We start from the raw sequence: 19,033 nt of genomic DNA on the forward strand, positions 1-19,033 counted from the left end.
CTTTCGCGGCCTTGACGCCGCAAACAGCATCACTAACTGTAGGAAAGATCCGCGGCCCGACATCGGCAACGGATCTAAACTGGTGCCGGGCCCCTCTGGCGAGAGTTTTACGGCGCTCTCGTGATGTCGGTACCGCCTGCAAACGCGCCGGCGGATTTCATTTCGATGAAAACATCAATCGTGCTTTCTCCGCATGCTGTTGACGGCATGCGGCTTATTTGTATGTGCCCCATAAACTCGGCGTCATTCGCGGAGTTGCCGGCATGAAGCAGATCGCGTCGCAAAAACCGGCCTTTAGCTACTTCTACTGGGCCTTCTTGGTCACGTTCCTCGGCCTGGTGCTGGGAGCCGTGCTCGGATGGAGCGCCACCGGCACGATCGGCGGCATGGCGACCTCCTTCTTCATTTGTGCGGTCCTTGCGGTTCTCGAAATTTCGCTCTCCTTCGATAACGCCATCGTCAACGCCAACAAGCTCAAGGAGATGACGCCGCTCTGGCAGAAGCGCTTTCTGACTTGGGGCATCGTGATCGCGGTCTTCGGCATGCGGGTGGTCTTTCCGCTCGCCATCGTTGCCATCGCTGGCAAGGTCGGCCCGTGGGAGGCCCTGGAACTCGCCGCCGCCCGTCCGGAAGAATACGCCCGCATCATGCATGACGCGCATCTGCCGATCGCAGCCTTCGGCGGCACCTTCCTGCTGATGGTCGGCCTTACCTATTTCTTCGACCGCGAGAAGGACGTGCACTGGATTGCCGTGCTTGAAAAGTCGATGGCGCATTTCGCCCCGATCAAGGGCATCGAAATCGCTTTCGTTCTCATCCTCGTCCTGGTTTTCTCATCGCTGCTCGGTGCCGATGATGCGGACACCTTCATCTACGCCTCCATCTACGGGCTTCTGACATTCCTCCTCGTGGAAGTACTGAGCGGCTTCCTGGACGCCTCGCAGCGCGGGCTCAGCGAAGCGGCGCGCGGCGGTGTCGGAGCCTTCCTCTATCTTGAGGTGCTGGATGCGAGCTTCTCCTTCGATGGCGTCATCGGCGCGTTCGCGTTGACGCAGAACCTCTTCGTCATTGCCATCGGCCTGGGCATAGGCGCCATGTATGTGCGCTCGATGACGATCATGCTGGTGGAGAAGGGAACGCTTGCCCACTACCGCTACCTGGAACACGGCGCCTTCTATGCCATCCTTATCCTTGCGGTCATCATGTACGTCCAGACGCTCGTGCATGTGCCCGAAGTCCTGACCGGCCTCGGCGGCGCGGCACTGATCGGGATCTCTCTGTGGTCCTCGATCCGCTACAACAGAATGCAGGCAACGGCTTCCGAACCGGAAGAGCGCCAGAGCAGCGCGCAGTCCTGAGCCACTTTCGCCATCGCCGCGCGACAAGTGCGGCGATGGTATCGAACCTCCATCGTTTCAGCCTTTCGGCTGTATTCGCCGGCAAAAGCGCGGGCGACGCCTCCCAAGGTGCGACTTGCCTTCGCTCCATTTGGAATTAACACTAAAAGCAGCGAGCTTCGAAAGCGCCCTTCAAATCCGCGCCGACAGGCTTTAGAAAGGCGCGACTCGGGCGCGCCGACCGCAATGCGACCACTGTCTCGGGGCTAAATCCACGGGAATGGCGTGCATCAGGACGGCCGCGCTCGGCGCGTGGGAGAGGGATCAGACGCATGGCAGCCAAAATCGTTCCAGTTATCATGGCAGGCGGCAAAGGCACGCGCCTCTGGCCGCTGTCGCGAGCCCAGGCGCCAAAACAGTTCATCCAGTTCATCGGCGAAAAAACCCTCTTCCAGAATACGCTTCTGCGCGCTTCCGATCCGGAACTCTACGAGGCGCCAATTGTCGTCACCAACGAAGAATTCCGCTTCCTGGTCGCCGAACAGGCCCGCGAATTGGGTATCAAGCTCGCCGCCGTACTCTTGGAACCGGTTGCCCGCAACACGGCCGCCGCCGTTGCCGCGGCAGCGACGCTCGCCCATGAGCTGTTCGACAAGGACGCCATCATCCAGGTGCTGGCCTCCGATCATGAGATCGTCGCCGGCGAGGCTTATTTCGATTGCATCCGCATCGCCCGCAAGGCCGCCGCCAACGGCAGCCTCGTCACCTTCGGCATCACGCCGACGGAACCTGCGACCGGCTACGGTTATATCGAGATCGGCAAGCCGCTTTCGAGCGGCGCCCACGAGGTCAAGCGCTTCATAGAAAAGCCGGTTCGCGAAAAAGCCGAAGAGATGATTGCGGCCGGCGGCTTCTACTGGAATTCCGGCATCTTCATGTTTCCCGTCGCCGAGCTTATCAGCGAACTGCACGAGCACGCGCCCGATGTGCTGAAGGCCGCGTCCAAGGCCGTTTCCAAGGCCAGTCGCGACTTGGACTTCACGCGCCTCGACGCCGAGCATTTCGCAAAAAGCCCCGATATCTCCATCGACTACGCCCTCATGGAGAAGACCGGCAAGGCCGCGGTCGTACCTTCGCCCTTTTCCTGGTCGGATCTCGGCAGTTGGGATGCCGTGTGGAAAACCGGTAGCCGGGATGAGAACGGCAACCTGACGACCGGCGAAGCGACGCTGGTCAACACCAAGAACTCGCTCGTTATGAGCCATGGCGTCCATCTTGCCGTGCAGGGCCTCTCGGACATCGCGGTCATTGCCAGCGAAGACGCCGTCTATGTCGGTCACCTCAAGGACAGCCAGGACGTCGGCAAACTCGTCAAGCTGCTCGCAGCTCACAAGCCGACCGCCAAGCTTACCCAAACGCATCCGACATCCTATCGGCCGTGGGGCGGCTATACTTCGGTGCTCAACGGCGACCGTTTCCAGGTGAAGCGGATCTTCGTATTGCCCGGCAAGAAGCTGTCGCTGCAGAAGCACCACCATCGCTCGGAGCACTGGATCGTCGTCAAGGGCACGGCCGAGGTGACGATCGGCGAAAACGTACAGATGCTGCGCGAAAACGAATCCGTCTATATTCCGCTCGGCGAGGTGCACCGCCTGGCAAACCCGGGCAAGATCGTCTTGGAGCTGATCGAGGTCCAGACCGGCTCCTACCTCGGCGAAGACGATATCATCCGCCTGGTCGACGAGTTCGGCAGAAGCTGAGAACGGCGTCGAAAGAGACATGCGGCGGCGGGCGAGAGCTCGCCGTTTTCGCATTCTCTAATCAATATGGCGCGCCGCAAATCGCCTTGCTTTCCCACGCTGCATTGCACACTATCCACGCGGGCTGACAGCGGTTTGCGCGGCGAGCACGCAATCGCCACGACATTGAAGGCCTTACACTTCGAACCAGGACAGGGCATGGCGAAACAACCGGCCAAGGAGCAGGCTGACGATATGGCGAACGCGACCGGCACTGATCCAGTGCAGGGTTATGCGGCCCTGCCCGGCGTTGCCGACGAAATGCTCGACAATAACGGCGCGGTCCGGCCCGTCTGGAGCAATTTTCTAACCGCGCTCGGCCATATGCCGCGGCAGGAGCTCTCCGAGCGTTTTGCGCGCGCCGATCGCTACCTGCGCGATGCGGGTGTCTTCTATCGCGGGTACAACACGACAGGGACGAGCGAGCGCCATTGGCCGATCTCGCACATTCCCGTCCTCATCGACGAACGCGAGTGGCAGACGCTCTCGGAAGGACTTGTTCAGCGCGCCGACCTTTTGGAAAAGATCATCGCCGATATCTATGGCGATGGCCGGCTGATCGGCGAGGGCTTGATACCGCCGGCGCTGATTGCGGCCAATCCGGAATACTTGCGGCCGCTGGTGGGCGTGAAGCCGGCCGGCGGACACTATCTGCACTTCCTGGCATTTGAAATCGGACGTGGACCCGACGGCAACTGGTGGGTACTTGCCGACAGGGCGCAGGCGCCATCGGGCGCCGGCTTCGCGCTGGAGACCCGCGTCGCCACCACCCGCGCCTTTTCCGATATCTATGCGACGTCGCGCGTCCACCGGCTCGCCTCGTTCTTCGGCGCCTTCCGCGACACGCTGCAAGGCATGAAGCAGGGGACCGAGGGGCGCATCGCCGTGTTGTCGCCGGGCCCGGCGAACGAAACCTACTACGAACACGCCTATATCGCCCGCTATCTCGGTTTCATGCTGCTCGAGGGCGAGGACCTGACCGTCGTCAACGACAAGGTCATGGTGCGCACGGTTGCCGGCTTGAAGCCGATCAACGTGCTGTGGCGCCGGTTGGACTCGACCTACGCCGATCCGCTTGAACTCGACCAGCACTCCCATATCGGCACGCCTGGTCTCGTGCAGGCGCTGCGCGCCGAAAGCGTCACGCTCGTCAACGCGCTCGGCACCGGCATTCTGGAAACGCGTGCGCTGCTCGCCTTCATGCCGACCATCTCGCGCCACCTGCTGGGCGAAGGTCTGAAGCTGCCCTCCGTCGCCACCTGGTGGTGTGGCCAGCAGCGCGAGCGCGATCATGTTGCCGCAAATATCGCCAGGATGGTGATCGGCCCGGCCTATTCGCGTCTTCCCTTCTTCGACGACAACGAACAGTCCGTGCTTGGTTCGAGCCTTCGTCCAACGGCAAAGGACGCAATCGCCGACTGGCTGATGCGCGACGGGCAAAAGCTCGTCGGCCAGGAGGCCGTCACTCTTTCCACCACGCCCGCATGGGTCGACGGCAGGCTTAGTCCGCGCCCGATGAGCCTGCGCGTCTTTGCCGCTCGCACCGAGAAGGGTTGGCGGATCATGCCCGGCGGCTTTGCGCGCATCGGCAACGGCAATGACGCGGCGGCGATCGCCATGCAGGCCGGCGGTTCGGCGGCCGACGTCTGGATCGTCAGCGACCATCCCGTCGATCGCAGCACGCTCCTGCCGGCCGAGGAGACCTTTACCCGCAACATGCCCGGCAGCTTGCCGAGCCGGGCGGCCGACAATCTCCTTTGGCTCGGCCGTTACATCGAGCGCGCGGAAGGAGCGCTGCGCATTCTGCGTGCTTGGCATACCCGCTACGCCGAGGCGGCCGACGCGCAGCAGCCGCTGCTTGCCGATTTCAGCCGCTACCTTTCGGCCCTCGACATCGATACCGAGGAGACGGTTCCGGCCAGCCTGCTGCGCAACATCGACAGCGCGGTCTATTCCGCCAGCAATATCCGGGACCGCTTCTCGCCGGATGGCTGGCTGGCGCTGAACGACCTTGCAAAGACCGCTCACCGCTTCGCCGAGAGCGTCGGCTCCGGCGATGACGCCGGCCATGCGCTGACAATTCTCCTGCGCAAGCTCGCGGGCTTCGCCGGCCTCGTCCACGAGAACATGTACCGCTTCACCGGCTGGCGCTTTCTGTCGCTCGGCCGCTACATCGAGCGGGGGCTGCACATGACGCGGCTGCTCGCGCGCATGTCCGGGCCGGAGGCGCCGGACGGCGCGCTCGACATGCTGCTCGAAATCGGCGACAGCGTCATGACCCACCGCCGCCGCTACAACGTCAACACGGCGCGGCTGACCGTCACCGACCTGCTCGCGCTCGATCCGCTCAATCCTCGCTCCATCCTCTTCCAGATGAACGAGATCCACCGCGAGGCCGAGCAATTGCCGAACGCCTATGTCAACGGCCAGATGACGCCTTTTCTGCGCGAGGCGCTGCGTCTGCGGGCGGGGCTGGCGATCATGACCCCCGAGACGATGAGCAGCGATATGTACCGCCAGCTGGAGCGGGAACTCGAGCACCTATCGGAACTCCTCGCGCGGACGTATCTCGGCTAATGTTCTACGACGTCACCCTCCGCATCGGTTATGCCTACGACACCCGCGCCTCGGGCGCCCGGCACATCCTGCGCGTTCTGCCGCTCTCGCTTGTCGACCGCCAGCGCCTGATCGCGGGCTCCATCACCGTGTCGCCGACCCCGGACGAACAGTCGCATTTCACCGATTTCTTCGGGCATCCCGCGACCTCGATGCTGCTGCGAAATCCGCATGAGACGCTGGACATCCGCATGCAGGCGCGCGTGCAGGTCGTGGCAGAGGCGGTGAGCGCCGACTTTTCGCCGCTGCTTGCCACGCTGCCGGAGGAAATCGCCGCCTATTGGTCGCTGGATGCCGCCTCTCCGCATCATTTCCTCGGAGAAAGTCCCCGGCTCAGCGCCGTCGCGGAGATCAGCGACTACGCGCGGCAATGGCAGGGGACCAGCCTCACGGTTCGCGAACTGGCACAAGCCGTCTGCGCGCGGATTCATGCGGACTTCACCTACGACGCCACAGCCACGACGGTCGACACGCCGCCGAGGGAGTCTTTTGAACTGCGGCGCGGCGTCTGCCAGGATTTCGTCCACGTCATGATACTGGTGTTGCGCGCCCTTGGCATTCCGGCCGGCTATGTCAGCGGCTTTCTGCGCACGGTCCCACCGCCGGGACAAGAACGGCTGGAAGGTGCGGACGCGATGCACGCCTGGGTTCGCGTCTGGTGCGGAAGGCTGGCGGGCTGGATCGAGCTCGACCCCACCAATAATATTTCGGCAGGCACCGACCACATCGTCGTCGGTTACGGCAGGGATTATTCCGATGTGGCGCCGGTAATCGGCGCGCTCAGAAGCTCCGGCAGGCACACGACGGTGCAGGCCGTGGACGTTGTTCCCATCCCATAGCGTCGAAAAATTGGAATTTCACCTAACCCATTAAAACTTTAAGGATTTTAGTAAGCAAGTGCTCATGACTCGCGAATATTAGATATAGCGGGACATATTAATTTAGGTGAACATGATGAGCACCATGAACAATGAGAATGGCAAGACGCGAAGCATTTTCCGCGACCGCCGCGGCAACTTCGGCATTATGTCTGCAATCATGATGCCGGTGATGATCGCCGGCGCTGGGGTGGCGGTCGATACAACCAATATGATTCTTTATCGCAGCCAGCTGCAGGAATCTGCCGACGCTGGGGCGCTGGCAACGGCGACCGCGCTGGCCAAGACCACAGGTCCAGCGTCGGACGACGACATCGCCAAGGCAAAACAGCTTGGCAAGGACTTCACCTCCGGCCAGATGGGAAATTACCTGACCGGCGACGCAGACGCAGGCAGCGCGATCAAGGCAGGCACCACGGTCGACGTTACCCCGACGACGTCGGGCGGGACGACGACTTACACCGTGGACGTCAGCACGTCGTATGACATGCCGCTCAACGGCATGACGCGCATGCTGACATTCTACTCCACCGAGCAATGGAACACGGTCACGCTCGCGGCAAAGAGCACCGCGACCAGTTCATACACCCCCCCAACGAGCTCGGGAAATCCGGGGGGGTCGACGCCCGGCTCCGGTTCGGGCACGACCACCGGCACGAATACGAGCCAGACAGCCAATGCGCTGTCGATGTATTTCGTTCTCGACCGGTCCGGCTCGATGGATGAACTCACCGACACCGTCAACGCACAGCAGCCGACGAAGTCAGAGACGACGACGACGTCCTACACCTATTCGTGCCCCACGGCGAAGAATCCGAAGAAGACGTGCACGGGATCGACCACCACGACGACCCAAGTTCCCAACTACTACACGAAGATGGAGGCGTTGAAGATCGCCGCGGGCAACTTGACGACGCAGCTCAACAAGGCCGATCCGAACATGCAATATGTTCGCACCGGCGCGGACTCCTTCAACAACCTCGCGCAGACGCCCACGCCGCTCGCCTGGGGAACGGCCAATGTCACGAAGTATGTCAACGCGCTGACGTCGACCGGTACGACCGACTCGAGCGGAGCCTTCAAGGCCGGCTATACCGCGCTGTCGGCCGCCTCCGAGGCCAGCATCCAGCTCGCCAAGAACGGCGCTACGCTGACAAAGACCATCGTCTTCATGACCGACGGCAACAACAACGTCGCCAATGCCGACACGACCACGAGAACCTATTGCGACAAGGCCCGCCAGGCCGGCATCAAAGTCTATACGATCGCGCTGATGGCTCCCGAGCAGGGACAGGCTCTGCTTAAGTACTGCGCCACCACGAGTTCGGCCTACTTCGATGCCCAGAATGCGGCCGACCTGGTGAACGCGTTCCAGCAGATCGGAGCGGCCGCAACCGGCACCGATACGTCCGCGGACTCGGGAAGCTCGGGCGGAAAGCTTGGCCAGGTGCGTCTGACCAAGTAAGGCGCCGCGCGGTTCTCGCGCATCACGAATGCCTCCGACGCGCGGGTTATCCCGCGCGTTTCGGCACAAAATGGAGCGAAAACCTGAAATTTCGCCCAAGTCGTTAAGAATTTATAGATTTTTGCAAGCCCGCGTTTGCGACTCGCGCTCAATCAATAAGCGATATTTTATTGATTGGGTGAAATTTCATGATCACCGTAGGTTTTAAGAATCACAGGGCATTACGATTCATCCGCGATCGCCGCGGCAACTTTGGCGTCATGACGGCGATCGTACTGCCGGTTATGGTGGCAGGCGGAGGTGTTGCGGTCGATACCACCAGCATGGTGCTCTATCACAGCCAGCTGCAGGAATCGACCGATGCAGGCTCGCTGGCGGCCGCAGCCGCGCTTGCCGGAGGCTCGGGGCCAGCTTCGGACGAAGAAATCGCCAAGGCAAAACAGCTCGCCATCGACTTCACGTCCGTCCAGATGGGAAATTACCTGTCCGAGGCCGCGGCAAGTGCGATCAGAGCGAGCACCCGGGTCACAATCAACCCGAACATGTCCGGTCCCACGCCGGCCTACATCGTCGAGGTCAGCGCATCCTATGACATGCCCCTTAACGGCATGACGCGGGTGTTGACATTCTACTCCACCGACAAGGACCAGAATTGGGACACCGTTAGTCTGGCCGCGACCAGCACCACCAAAAGTGCGCGGCAGCAGCCGAGCGATTCCGCGAGTTTGGCGGGCGCGAACCAAGGCAGTCCCGACCCGACGAAGCGAACGAACAAGACCAAGACGGACAATGCACTGTCGATGTATTTCGTTCTCGATCGTTCCGGCTCCATGGACGAACTCACCGACACCTGCCAGACGGTCACGGACGAGACCTGCACCCGATACTACACGAAGATGGAGGCGCTGAAGATCGCCGCCTCCAGGATGACGGCCCAGCTCAACAAGGCGGATCCGAACAGCACGTATGTTCGCACCGGCGCTGTCTCGTTCAACGACCAAACCCAGGTTCCGTCACCGCTTGCCTGGGGGACAAGGGACGTGACGACCTATGTCAAGGCCCTCTGGTCTTCCGGATCGACCAACTCCAGCGGCGCCTTCATGGCGGCTTACACCGCGCTTGCCCATGCCGATCCCAACAATCAAGGTCCGACGGAAGAAGACCTCCATAAGGCCAAGACACCGCAGGCGACACTGACGAAAACGATCGTCTTCATGACCGACGGCTACAACAACATTCTCAATGCCGACGCCGCCACGAAAGACTATTGCGACAAAGCCCGCGCGGACGGGATCAAGGTCTATACGATCGCGCTGATGGCGCCCCCCGGCGGACAGGCTCTGCTCAAATATTGTGCTTCGACGTCATCGGATTACTTCAACGCTCAGGATGCGGCTGATCTGGTCGAAGCGTTCCAGTCGATCGGCGCCGCGGCAACCGGGACCGGCATTGACCCGAGGACAGGCAGGCCACCGCTGCGCCCGGGGAGCGCGCTCCTGACCGAGTAGCCTGCCAAGCTCTACCGCAATGCAAACAGCGCAGGCATCCAGGAGCCGCTACGGAACGAACCGGAGCGGCTCTTGTCATTTGTCGCCAATCTCAAAAACCGGGCAAGAACAATGGGAAGAAAAGCCCTGTCCGGCGGTGGGCAAGGCATTTGCTAAAATTTCATCGGCCCCAATTCCGTTGTTGCAAGTACTTCCCAACGGTGCATAAACTGAATGGAGACTTGAATAGCAAATCGATTTAAGCAGCCCCAACTTTCTGAATTCAAAACACATTTGGCGAGACCCGATGAACAATCTGACAAAGGCCACGCTCCCCTCTCCCGCGCCGCGTAGTTCCCAACCGGAAATTCTCGCGGAAGAGATCATTGAGCGTTTGACATACCGCATCGGCAAGGATGCCAAGGTTGCGAAACCGCACGACTGGCTGACCGCGACTATTCTCGTTGTTCGCGACCGCATCATCGACAAATGGATGGAATCGACCCGTAGGGCCTACTCCACGGGTGCCAAGCGCGTCTATTATATGTCGCTTGAGTTCCTGATCGGACGGCTGATGCGCGATGCCGTCTCCAATCTCGGCCTCATGGAGGAGGTGCGCGACGCCCTCTCCTCGCTCGGCGTCGACGTTTCCGTCATTGCCGGCCTGGAACCGGATGCCGCCCTCGGAAACGGCGGCCTCGGCCGGCTCGCCGCCTGTTTCATGGAATCCATGGCCACCGTCGAGATACCCGCCTACGGCTACGGCATTCGCTACGTCCACGGCCTCTTCCGCCAGCAGATGGCGGACGGCTGGCAGGTGGAGCTGCCGGAAACCTGGCTCGCCCACGGCAATCCCTGGGAGTTCGAGCGCCGCGAGAGCGCCTATGAAATCGGCTTCGGCGGCTCTGTCGAGGTCGCGACCAGCCATGACGACCAGCCGCACTATATCTGGAAGCCCGCCGAGCGGGTGATCGCCGCGGCCTTCGACACCCCGGTGGTCGGCTGGCGCGGCAAGCGCGTCAACACGCTGAGACTGTGGTCGGCCCAGCCGATAGATCCGATCCTGCTCGACGCCTTCAACGCCGGCGACCACATCGGAGCGCTGCGCGAGAGCAACAAGGCCGAAAGCCTGACCCGCGTTCTCTATCCCGCCGATGCGACACCGGCCGGCCAGGAACTGCGCCTGCGGCAGGAATACTTCTTCTCCTCGGCGTCGCTGCAGGACATCCTGCGACGCCATCTTCAGCAGTACGACGATTTCACGTCCCTGCCGGACAAGGTGGCGATCCAGCTCAACGACACCCACCCGGCCGTCTCGGTGACCGAACTCATCCGCCTTCTGTGCGACGTGCACGGCTTGGATTTCGACACGGCATGGGACATCACCCGCCGTACCTTTTCCTATACCAATCACACGCTGCTGCCCGAAGCGCTGGAGAGCTGGCCGGTGCCGCTGCTCGAGCGGCTCCTCCCCCGCCACATGCAGATCGTCTATGCGATCAACGCCAAGATTCTGATCGAGGCGCGCAAGGAAAAGAATTTCAGCGACACGGAAATTCGCTCGATCTCGCTCATCGACGAGAGCGGCGAACGCCGCGTGCGCATGGGCAATCTCGCCTTCGTCGGTTCGCACTCGATCAACGGCGTTTCCGCGCTGCATACCGATCTGATGAAGGTCACGGTCTTTGCCGACCTGCACAAGCTCTACCCTGGCCGCATCAACAACAAGACCAACGGGATCACGCCGCGGCGTTGGCTTATGCAGTGCAACCCCGGCCTCACCTCGCTTGTTCGCGAAACGATCGGCGATGCATTCCTCGACGACGCCGAAGCGCTGAAGCCGCTCGACCAGTTTGCCGGGGACGCCGCCTTCCGGGAGAAGTTCGCCGCCGTCAAGCGCGCCAACAAGGTGCAGCTGTCCAATCTCGTGGCGCAGCGCATGGGCATCAAGCTCGATCCGTCGGCGATGTTCGACATCCAGATCAAGCGCATTCACGAATACAAGCGCCAGCTGCTTAACATCATCGAAGCGATAGCGCTTTACGACCAGATCCGCTCGCATCCCGAGCTCGACTGGCAGCCGCGCGTCAAGCTCTTCGCCGGCAAGGCGGCGCCGAGCTACCATAACGCCAAGCTGATCATCAAACTCATCAACGACGTCGCCCGCGTCATCAACCACGACCCCGCGGTACGCGGTCTCTTGAAGATCGTCTTCGTGCCGAACTACAACGTGTCGCTGGCTGAAATCATGGTTCCGGCCGCCGATTTGTCGGAACAGATCTCGACGGCGGGCATGGAGGCGTCGGGAACCGGCAACATGAAGTTCGCGCTCAACGGCGCGCTGACGATCGGCACGCTTGACGGCGCCAACGTCGAGATGCGCGAGCATGTCGGGCCGGAGAACATGGTGATATTCGGCCTGACCGCCGACGAGGTCGCCAATGTCCGCAGCGAAGGCCATGACCCGCGCAAGATCATCGAGAGCTCGCGCGAGCTTGCGCAGGCGCTCTCTGCGATCGCGTCGGGCGTATTCTCCCCTGACGACCGGAGCCGCTATGCGGCTCTGATGGACGGCATATACAGTCACGACTGGTTCATGGTGGCCGCGGACTTCGATGCCTACGCCGCCGCCCAGCGCGAGGTCGATGCGCTGTGGAAGACCCCGTCCGACTGGTATGCCAAGACGATTTGCAATACCGCCCGGATGGGCTGGTTCTCCTCCGACCGCACCATCCGCCAATATGCGCAGGAGATCTGGAGAGCCGTATGACGAAGTCTACGCAAACGGATGACGGTGGCGCCACCGGCACGATTCCGGCGACCGAAATGGCGTCGATCGTCGAAGGCACACATACCAATCCGTTTGCGGTTCTCGGCGTCCAGAGAGCTGCGCGCGGCTTCGTCGCCCGCTGCTTCATTCCCGGCGCCGAGGCGGTAACCGCCATGACGCTCGACGGCACCGTGGTCGGCGAACTCGAGTGCCGCGATCCGGAAGGTTTTTTCGCCGGTCCGGTGTCGCTCTCCAAACTGCAACCGCTGCGCTATCGTGCGCGCAGAGGCGATGCGGAATGGACCGTCACGGATCCCTATTCCTTCGGTCCGGTGCTCGGGCCGATGGACGACTATTTTGCCCGCGAGGGGTCGCACCTGCGTCTTTTCGACCGCATGGGCGCGCATCATCTGAAACATGAGGGCGCAAGCGGCTTCCATTTCGCGGTCTGGGCGCCGAATGCCCGGCGCGTCTCCGTCGTCGGCGATTTCAACAATTGGGACGGCCGGCTGCACGTCATGCGGCTGCGCGCCGATTCCGGCATCTGGGAGATTTTCGCCCCCGATGTCCCGACCGGCGTTGCCTACAAGTTCGAAATCATGGGCCATGACGGCGTGCCGCTGCCGCTGAAGGCGGATCCCTTCGCCCGCCGCAGCGAATTGCGCCCGAAGACCGCATCGGTGACCGCCGAAGAGCTCGTCCAGACCTGGGACGACGAGGCGCATCGAAAGCATTGGGCCACGATCGACAAGCGGCGCCAGCCGATCTCGATCTACGAGGTGCATGCCTCATCCTGGCAGCGCCGCGACGACGGCACCATGCTTTCCTGGGACGAACTCGCCTCGCGGCTTATTCCCTACTGCGTCGACATGGGCTTTACCCATATCGAATTCCTGCCGATCACCGAACACCCCTATGACCCGTCCTGGGGATACCAGACGACCGGGCTTTACGCTCCGACCGCGCGCTTCGGCGAGCCGGAGGGTTTCGCGCGCTTCATCAACGGCGCCCACAAGGTGGGCATCGGCGTCATCCTCGACTGGGTGCCGGCGCATTTTCCGACCGACGAGCATGGGCTCGGCTGGTTCGACGGGACCGCGCTCTACGAGCACGAGGATCCGCGCAAGGGCTTTCACCCCGACTGGAACACGGCGATCTACAATTTCGGGCGCACCGAGGTGCTCGCCTATCTCCTCAACAATGCGCTCTACTGGTCGGAGAAATTCCATCTCGACGGGCTGCGCGTCGATGCCGTCGCCTCGATGCTCTACCTGGACTATTCGCGTAAGCACGGCGAATGGATTCCCAACGAGTATGGCGGCAACGAGAATCTCGAGGCGGTGCGCTTCCTCCAGTCGATGAACATGCGGCTTTACGGCGCGCACCCGGAAGCAATGACCATCGCCGAGGAGTCCACCTCCTGGCCGAAGGTCTCGCAGCCGGTCCACGAAGGCGGGCTCGGCTTCGGCTTCAAGTGGAACATGGGGTTCATGCACGACACGCTGAGCTACCTGAAGCGCGACCCGGTGCACCGCAGGCACCACCACAACGAACTGACCTTCGGCCTGATCTACGCCTTCTCGGAAAACTTCGTCCTGCCGATCTCCCATGACGAGGTGGTGCACGGCAAAGGTTCGATGATCGCCAAGATGGCAGGCGACGACTGGCAGAAATTCGCCAACCTGCGCGCCTACTACGGCTTCATGTGGGGTTACCCGGGCAAGAAGCTGCTGTTCATGGGCCAGGAATTTGCGCAGTGGAGCGAATGGAGCGAGGCCCGCGCGCTCGATTGGAACCTCCTGCAATATCACATGCACGAAGGCATGCGCCGCCTGGTGCGGGATCTCAACTTCACCTATCGCAGCAAGCCGGCGCTGCATGCACGCGACTGCGAGGGCGACGGTTTCGAGTGGCTGATCGTCGACGACGACGCAAATTCCGTACTTGCCTGGCTGCGCAAGGCGCCCGGCGAAAAGCCGATCGCCGTCATCACCAACTTCACCCCCGTCTACCGGGAGAACTATTCGCTGAAGCTACCCATCGAGGGCCGCTGGCGCGAAATACTGAACACCGATGCCGACATCTACGGCGGCGGCGGCAAGGGCAATGGCGGGCGCGTGCAGGCCGTGAACGCGGGCGGACAGATTGCAGCGACGATAACGCTGCCGCCGCTGGCGACCATCATGCTGGAGCCCGAGATCTAAGTAGTTTTAGCAGATGTGCGTAGCTGTTTTTGTGCTGCGTTAAGTAAATCAGATAGATATTGCATCTCCAGTATTCGGAGAAAATGGAGATGCACTAAATTAAGTTTCAGTGGAGGATGCATGATGGAGAAACGTGTTCAACCATTGGCGCGCGACGCCATGGCCTACGTGCTTGCCGGCGGGCGTGGCAGTCGCTTGAAGGAGCTGACCGATCGCCGCGCCAAGCCCGCCGTCTACTTCGGCGGCAAGACCCGTATCATCGATTTCGCGCTGTCGAACGCGCTCAATTCCGGTATCCGCCGCATCGGCGTCGCAACCCAATACAAGGCGCACTCGCTGATCCGCCATCTGCAACGCGGCTGGAACTTCTTCCGCCCCGAGCGGAACGAGAGCTTCGACATTCTTCCGGCGAGCCAGCGCGTCTCCGAGACGCAATGGTACGAGGGCACGGCCGACGCCGTCTACCAGAACATCGACATCATCGAGCCCTACGATCCGGAATACATGGTCATCCTCGCCGGCGACCACATTTATAAGATGGACTACGAATGGATGCTGCAGCAGCACGTCGATTCCGGCGCCGACGTCACCATCGGTTGCCTGGAAGTGCCGCGCATGGAAGCGGTTGGCTTCGGCGTCATGCATGTGGACGCCACCGACCGCATCATCGACTTCGTCGAGAAGCCCGCCAATCCGCCCGGCATTCCCGACAAGCCGGACCATGCGCTGGCCTCCATGGGCATTTACGTGTTCCACACGAAATTCCTGCTGGATTGCCTGCGCCGCGATGCCGCCGATCCGACATCCAGCCGCGACTTCGGCAAGGACATCATCCCCTACATCGTCAAGAACGGCAAAGCCGTCGCCCATCGCTTCGCGCAGTCCTGCGTGCGGTCGGATTTCGAGCGCGAACCCTATTGGCGTGACGTCGGAACGATCGATGCCTATTGGCAGGCCAATATCGATCTGACGGCGATCGTTCCGGAGCTCGACATCTACGACAAGTCCTGGCCGATCTGGACCTATGCGGAAATCAGCCCGCCGGCGAAATTCGTCCATGACGACGAGGACCGTCGCGGCTCGGCGATCTCCTCCGTCGTCGCGGGCGACTGCATCATCTCAGGGGCAAGTCTCTACAACAGCCTGCTGTTCACCGGCGTTCGCGCCAATTCCTACTCGCGGCTGGAGGGAGCCGTGGTGCTGCCGAGCGTCAAGGTCGGCCGCCGCGCCCAGCTCAAGAACGTCGTGATCGACCACGGCGTCACCATTCCCGAGGGCCTGGTCGTGGGTGAGGATCCCGAACTCGATGCCAAGCGCTTCCGCCGGTCCGAAGGCGGCATTTGCCTGATCACGCAGACGATGATCGACAAGCTGGGTATCTGACATATGAGAGTCCTGTCGGTCGCGTCGGAAGTCTTCCCCCTGATCAAGACAGGGGGCCTCGCCGACGTGGCCGGCGCCCTGCCGGCCGCACTCAAGCCCTACGGCGCCGACATGAAGACGCTGCTTCCCGGCTATCCGTCCGTGATGAGCAAGGTGCGCGACCCCGAGGTCCGGCTGGTCCTCAACGATCTGCTTGGGGAAAAGGCGACCGTGCTGGAGGTGACGATCGACGGCGCGTCGATGCTGATCCTCGACGCGCCCGCCTTTTACCGCCGCGCCGGCGGTCCCTACGTGGACGAGACGGGCAAGGATTATCCGGACAACTGGCGGCGCTTCGGGGCGCTGTCGCTTGCCGGCGCCCTGATCGCCGAAGGGGGCATGCCCGGCTGGCGGCCGGAACTCGTTCACGTCCACGACTGGCAAGCGGCGCTGACGCCGGTCTACATGCGTTACCGCCCGACGCCGGAACTGCCGAGCGTGCTGACCATCCACAACATCGCGTTCCAGGGACAATTCGGGCTGGACGCTTTCGCGGGCTTGGAGCTGCCGCCCCATGCCTACTCCGTGGAAGGCGTCGAATATTACGGCGATATCGGCTTCCTCAAGGGCGGGCTGCAGACGGCAACCGCAATCACCACGGTCAGCCCCTCCTACGCGCTCGAGATCCTCACGCCCGAGTTCGGCATGGGTCTCGAGGGCGTTATCGCCAGCCGCATGGACAATCTCCACGGCATCGTCAACGGCATCGACGCGGATATCTGGAACCCGAAGACCGATCCCATGATCGCTCGTCACTACGATAGCTCGACCCTCAAGGAGCGCCAGCGAAACCGCAAGGCGATCGTCGAACACTTCTCCCTCGACGACGACGACGGTCCGATCTTCTGCGTGGTGAGCCGCCTGACCTGGCAGAAGGGCATGGACCTGCTTGCCGGCTCCGTCGAGGAGATCGTCGCCATGGGCGGCAAGCTCGTCATTCTCGGCGCCGGCGACGCGGCGCTCGAAGGCGCGCTTTTATCGGCGGTCGCCGCACATCCGGGCCGCGTCGGTATGGCCGTCGGCTACAACGAGCCTATGTCTCATCTTATGCAGGCCGGTTGCGACGCCATCATCATTCCATCCAGGTTCGAGCCGTGCGGGCTGACGCAGCTCTATGGACTTCGCTACGGCTGCCTGCCGATCGTGGCGAGAACCGGTGGGTTGAACGACACGGTTATCGATGCCAATCACGCCGCAATCCAGGCAAAAGTAGCGACCGGCGTGCAGTTTTCGCCGGTAACAACCGAGGGGCTGCTGCAAGCGATGCGCCGGGCAATGCATCTGTTTGAAGATCGAAAGCTCTGGACGCAGATGCAAAAGCAGGGCATGAAATCCGACATATCCTGGGGAAGGAGCGCCGAGCGTTACGCTGCCCTTTATTCCAGTCTCGTCTCGAAAGGCATGTAACCCGATGATCAAAACGGTTCCCACGACACCCTATCAGGATCAGAAACCGGGTACATCCGGGCTCCGCAAGAAGGTGCCCGAGTTCCAGCAGCAGAATTATGCCGAGAATTTCATCCAGTCGATCTTCGACTCGCTCGACGGCTACCAGGGCAAGTGCCTCGTGATTGGCGGCGACGGGCGCTATTACAATCGCGAAGTCATCCAGAAGGCGATCAAGATGGCCGCCGCCAACGGCTTCGGCAAGGTCATGGTCGGCAAGGGCGGCATCCTGTCTACGCCAGCCGCATCGCATGTCATCCGTAAATACAAGGCCTTCGGCGGCATCGTGCTGTCGGCAAGCCACAATCCCGGCGGCCCCACCGAAGACTTCGGCATCAAGTACAACATCAGCAACGGCGGCCCTGCGCCGGAAAAGATCACCGACGCGATCTACGCCCGCACCAAGCTGATCGACGCTTACAAGATCGCCGATTTCCCCGACATCAACCTCGACCGCATCGGCCGCGAGGATGTCGAGGGCATGATCGTGTCGGTCATCGACCCGGTGGAAGACTATGCGGCGCTGATGGAGGAGCTGTTCGATTTCGGCGCCATCCGCAACCTCGTCAGCCTCGGCTTCCGCATCTGCTTCGACGCGATGAGCGCCGTCACCGGCCCATACGCCAAGGAAATATTCGAGAACCGCCTCGGCGCGCCGACCGGTTCCGTGCGCAACTTCATGCCGCTCCCGGATTTCGGCGGCCATCACCCCGATCCCAACCTCGTCCATTGCAAGGAGCTCTATGACGAGATGATGGGCGAGGACGCACCGGATTTCGGCGCCGCCTCTGACGGCGACGGCGACCGCAACCTGATCATCGGCCGCGGCATCTATGTGACGCCGTCGGACAGCCTGGCGATCCTCGCTGCAAACGCCAACCTGGCCCCGGGTTATTCGAGCGGCATCGTCGGCATCGCGCGTTCCATGCCGACGAGTGGCGCGGCCGACCGCGTCGCGGAAAAGCGAGGGGTGGGCATGTATGAAACGCCGACCGGCTGGAAGTTCTTCGGCAATTTGCTGGACGCCGGCATGGCGACGATCTGCGGCGAAGAGAGCTCCGGCACCGGCTCCAACCATGTCCGCGAAAAGGATGGCCTCTGGGCGGTGCTTCTCTGGCTCAACATCCTCGCCATGCGCGGCGAAAGCGTCACCGACATCGTCACGCAGCATTGGGCGACCTATGGGCGCAACTATTATTCGCGGCACGACTACGAGGGCGTGGATACCGACGCCGCCAACGGCCTGATCGGGGCGCTGCGCGCCCGACTGCCTAGCCTGCCGGGCACGAAGATCGGCGACTTGACCGTGACGGCGGCCGACGATTTCGCCTATCACGACCCGGTCGACAAATCCGTCAGCCGGCATCAGGGCATCCGCATTCTTTTCGAAGGCGGATCGCGCGTGGTGTTCCGCCTCTCCGGCACCGGCACGTCCGGCGCTACGCTGCGCGTCTATATCGAGCGCTACGAGCCGGATCCGACGCGGCACAATATCGAGACGCAGGAAGCGCTGGCGGATCTCATCACCGCCGCCCAGTCGATCGCCGATATCAGAGGCCGCACGGGCCGCGACGCTCCGACCGTGATTACCTGACCTCTTGAGGAGGTC

The 19,033-nt window shown here is 62.1% G+C and carries 11 protein-coding genes; all 11 read left to right on the forward strand.

The annotated features are described in order from the left end of the window. Positions 1-263: 263 nt before the first annotated feature. The 11 genes from AB4048_RS04500 to AB4048_RS04550 all read left to right on the forward strand — a co-directional run bounded on the left by AB4048_RS04500 (position 264) and on the right by AB4048_RS04550 (position 19,018). On the forward strand, positions 264-1,358 hold the full coding sequence (locus AB4048_RS04500) for a DUF475 domain-containing protein (protein ID WP_442200719.1): 1,095 nt from the start codon (positions 264-266) through the stop codon (positions 1,356-1,358). Positions 1,359-1,669: 311 nt separating this feature from the next. Continuing rightward, positions 1,670-3,097: a mannose-1-phosphate guanylyltransferase/mannose-6-phosphate isomerase gene (locus AB4048_RS04505; RefSeq protein ID WP_442200720.1), complete on the forward strand. Its 1,428-nt coding sequence runs from the start codon at positions 1,670-1,672 to the stop codon at positions 3,095-3,097. A gap of 198 nt (positions 3,098-3,295) precedes the next feature. After that, on the forward strand, positions 3,296-5,713 hold the full coding sequence (locus AB4048_RS04510) for a circularly permuted type 2 ATP-grasp protein (protein ID WP_442200721.1): 2,418 nt from the start codon (positions 3,296-3,298) through the stop codon (positions 5,711-5,713). After that, positions 5,713-6,591 (forward strand): transglutaminase family protein, encoded by an 879-nt coding sequence (locus AB4048_RS04515; protein ID WP_442200722.1) that lies wholly within the window; start codon positions 5,713-5,715, stop codon positions 6,589-6,591. The genes AB4048_RS04510 and AB4048_RS04515 overlap by 1 nt, the downstream gene beginning before the upstream one ends. A gap of 124 nt (positions 6,592-6,715) precedes the next feature. Beyond that, entirely contained in the window at positions 6,716-8,095 is a 1,380-nt protein-coding gene (locus AB4048_RS04520) for a vWA domain-containing protein (protein ID WP_442200723.1), read from the forward strand. Positions 8,096-8,283: 188 nt separating this feature from the next. Beyond that, positions 8,284-9,603, forward strand: coding sequence for a vWA domain-containing protein (locus tag AB4048_RS04525; protein ID WP_442200724.1), 1,320 nt, complete (start codon positions 8,284-8,286; stop codon positions 9,601-9,603). A gap of 286 nt (positions 9,604-9,889) precedes the next feature. Beyond that, positions 9,890-12,352 (forward strand): glycogen/starch/alpha-glucan phosphorylase, encoded by a 2,463-nt coding sequence (locus tag AB4048_RS04530; RefSeq protein ID WP_442200725.1) that lies wholly within the window; start codon positions 9,890-9,892, stop codon positions 12,350-12,352. Continuing rightward, the gene (gene glgB, locus AB4048_RS04535) at positions 12,349-14,556 is read left to right on the forward strand and encodes a 1,4-alpha-glucan branching protein GlgB (protein WP_442200726.1); all 2,208 of its coding nucleotides are present in this window, start codon (positions 12,349-12,351) and stop codon (positions 14,554-14,556) included. Before AB4048_RS04530 ends, glgB begins: the two co-directional genes overlap by 4 nt. 120 nt (positions 14,557-14,676) lie before the next feature. Beyond that, a complete protein-coding gene (gene glgC, locus AB4048_RS04540; protein WP_442200727.1) occupies positions 14,677-15,939 on the forward strand; it encodes a glucose-1-phosphate adenylyltransferase in 1,263 nt (420 codons plus the stop codon). A gap of 3 nt (positions 15,940-15,942) precedes the next feature. Next, on the forward strand, positions 15,943-17,385 hold the full coding sequence (gene glgA / locus AB4048_RS04545; protein WP_442200728.1) for a glycogen synthase GlgA: 1,443 nt from the start codon (positions 15,943-15,945) through the stop codon (positions 17,383-17,385). A 4-nt stretch (positions 17,386-17,389) separates the two neighbouring features. Continuing rightward, positions 17,390-19,018, forward strand: coding sequence for an alpha-D-glucose phosphate-specific phosphoglucomutase (locus AB4048_RS04550; RefSeq protein WP_442200729.1), 1,629 nt, complete (start codon positions 17,390-17,392; stop codon positions 19,016-19,018). Positions 19,019-19,033 lie beyond the last annotated feature (15 nt).

The organism is Rhizobium sp. RAF56 (assembly GCF_052113965.1).
Taxonomy (GTDB): Bacteria; Pseudomonadota; Alphaproteobacteria; order Rhizobiales; family Rhizobiaceae; genus Rhizobium.

Excerpts from the sequence above, each read along its gene's own strand:
- AB4048_RS04500 (WP_442200719.1), top strand. The coding sequence starts at position 264 with ATGAAGCAGATCGCGTCGCAAAAACCGGCCTTTAGCTACTTCTACTGG.
- AB4048_RS04505 (WP_442200720.1), top strand. The coding sequence starts at position 1,670 with ATGGCAGCCAAAATCGTTCCAGTTATCATGGCAGGCGGCAAAGGCACG.
- AB4048_RS04510 (WP_442200721.1), top strand. The coding sequence starts at position 3,296 with ATGGCGAAACAACCGGCCAAGGAGCAGGCTGACGATATGGCGAACGCG.
- AB4048_RS04515 (WP_442200722.1), top strand. The coding sequence starts at position 5,713 with ATGTTCTACGACGTCACCCTCCGCATCGGTTATGCCTACGACACCCGC.
- AB4048_RS04520 (WP_442200723.1), top strand. The coding sequence starts at position 6,716 with ATGAACAATGAGAATGGCAAGACGCGAAGCATTTTCCGCGACCGCCGC.
- AB4048_RS04525 (WP_442200724.1), top strand. The coding sequence starts at position 8,284 with ATGATCACCGTAGGTTTTAAGAATCACAGGGCATTACGATTCATCCGC.
- AB4048_RS04530 (WP_442200725.1), top strand. The coding sequence starts at position 9,890 with ATGAACAATCTGACAAAGGCCACGCTCCCCTCTCCCGCGCCGCGTAGT.
- glgB (WP_442200726.1), top strand. The coding sequence starts at position 12,349 with ATGACGAAGTCTACGCAAACGGATGACGGTGGCGCCACCGGCACGATT.
- glgC (WP_442200727.1), top strand. The coding sequence starts at position 14,677 with ATGATGGAGAAACGTGTTCAACCATTGGCGCGCGACGCCATGGCCTAC.
- glgA (WP_442200728.1), top strand. The coding sequence starts at position 15,943 with ATGAGAGTCCTGTCGGTCGCGTCGGAAGTCTTCCCCCTGATCAAGACA.
- AB4048_RS04550 (WP_442200729.1), top strand. The coding sequence starts at position 17,390 with ATGATCAAAACGGTTCCCACGACACCCTATCAGGATCAGAAACCGGGT.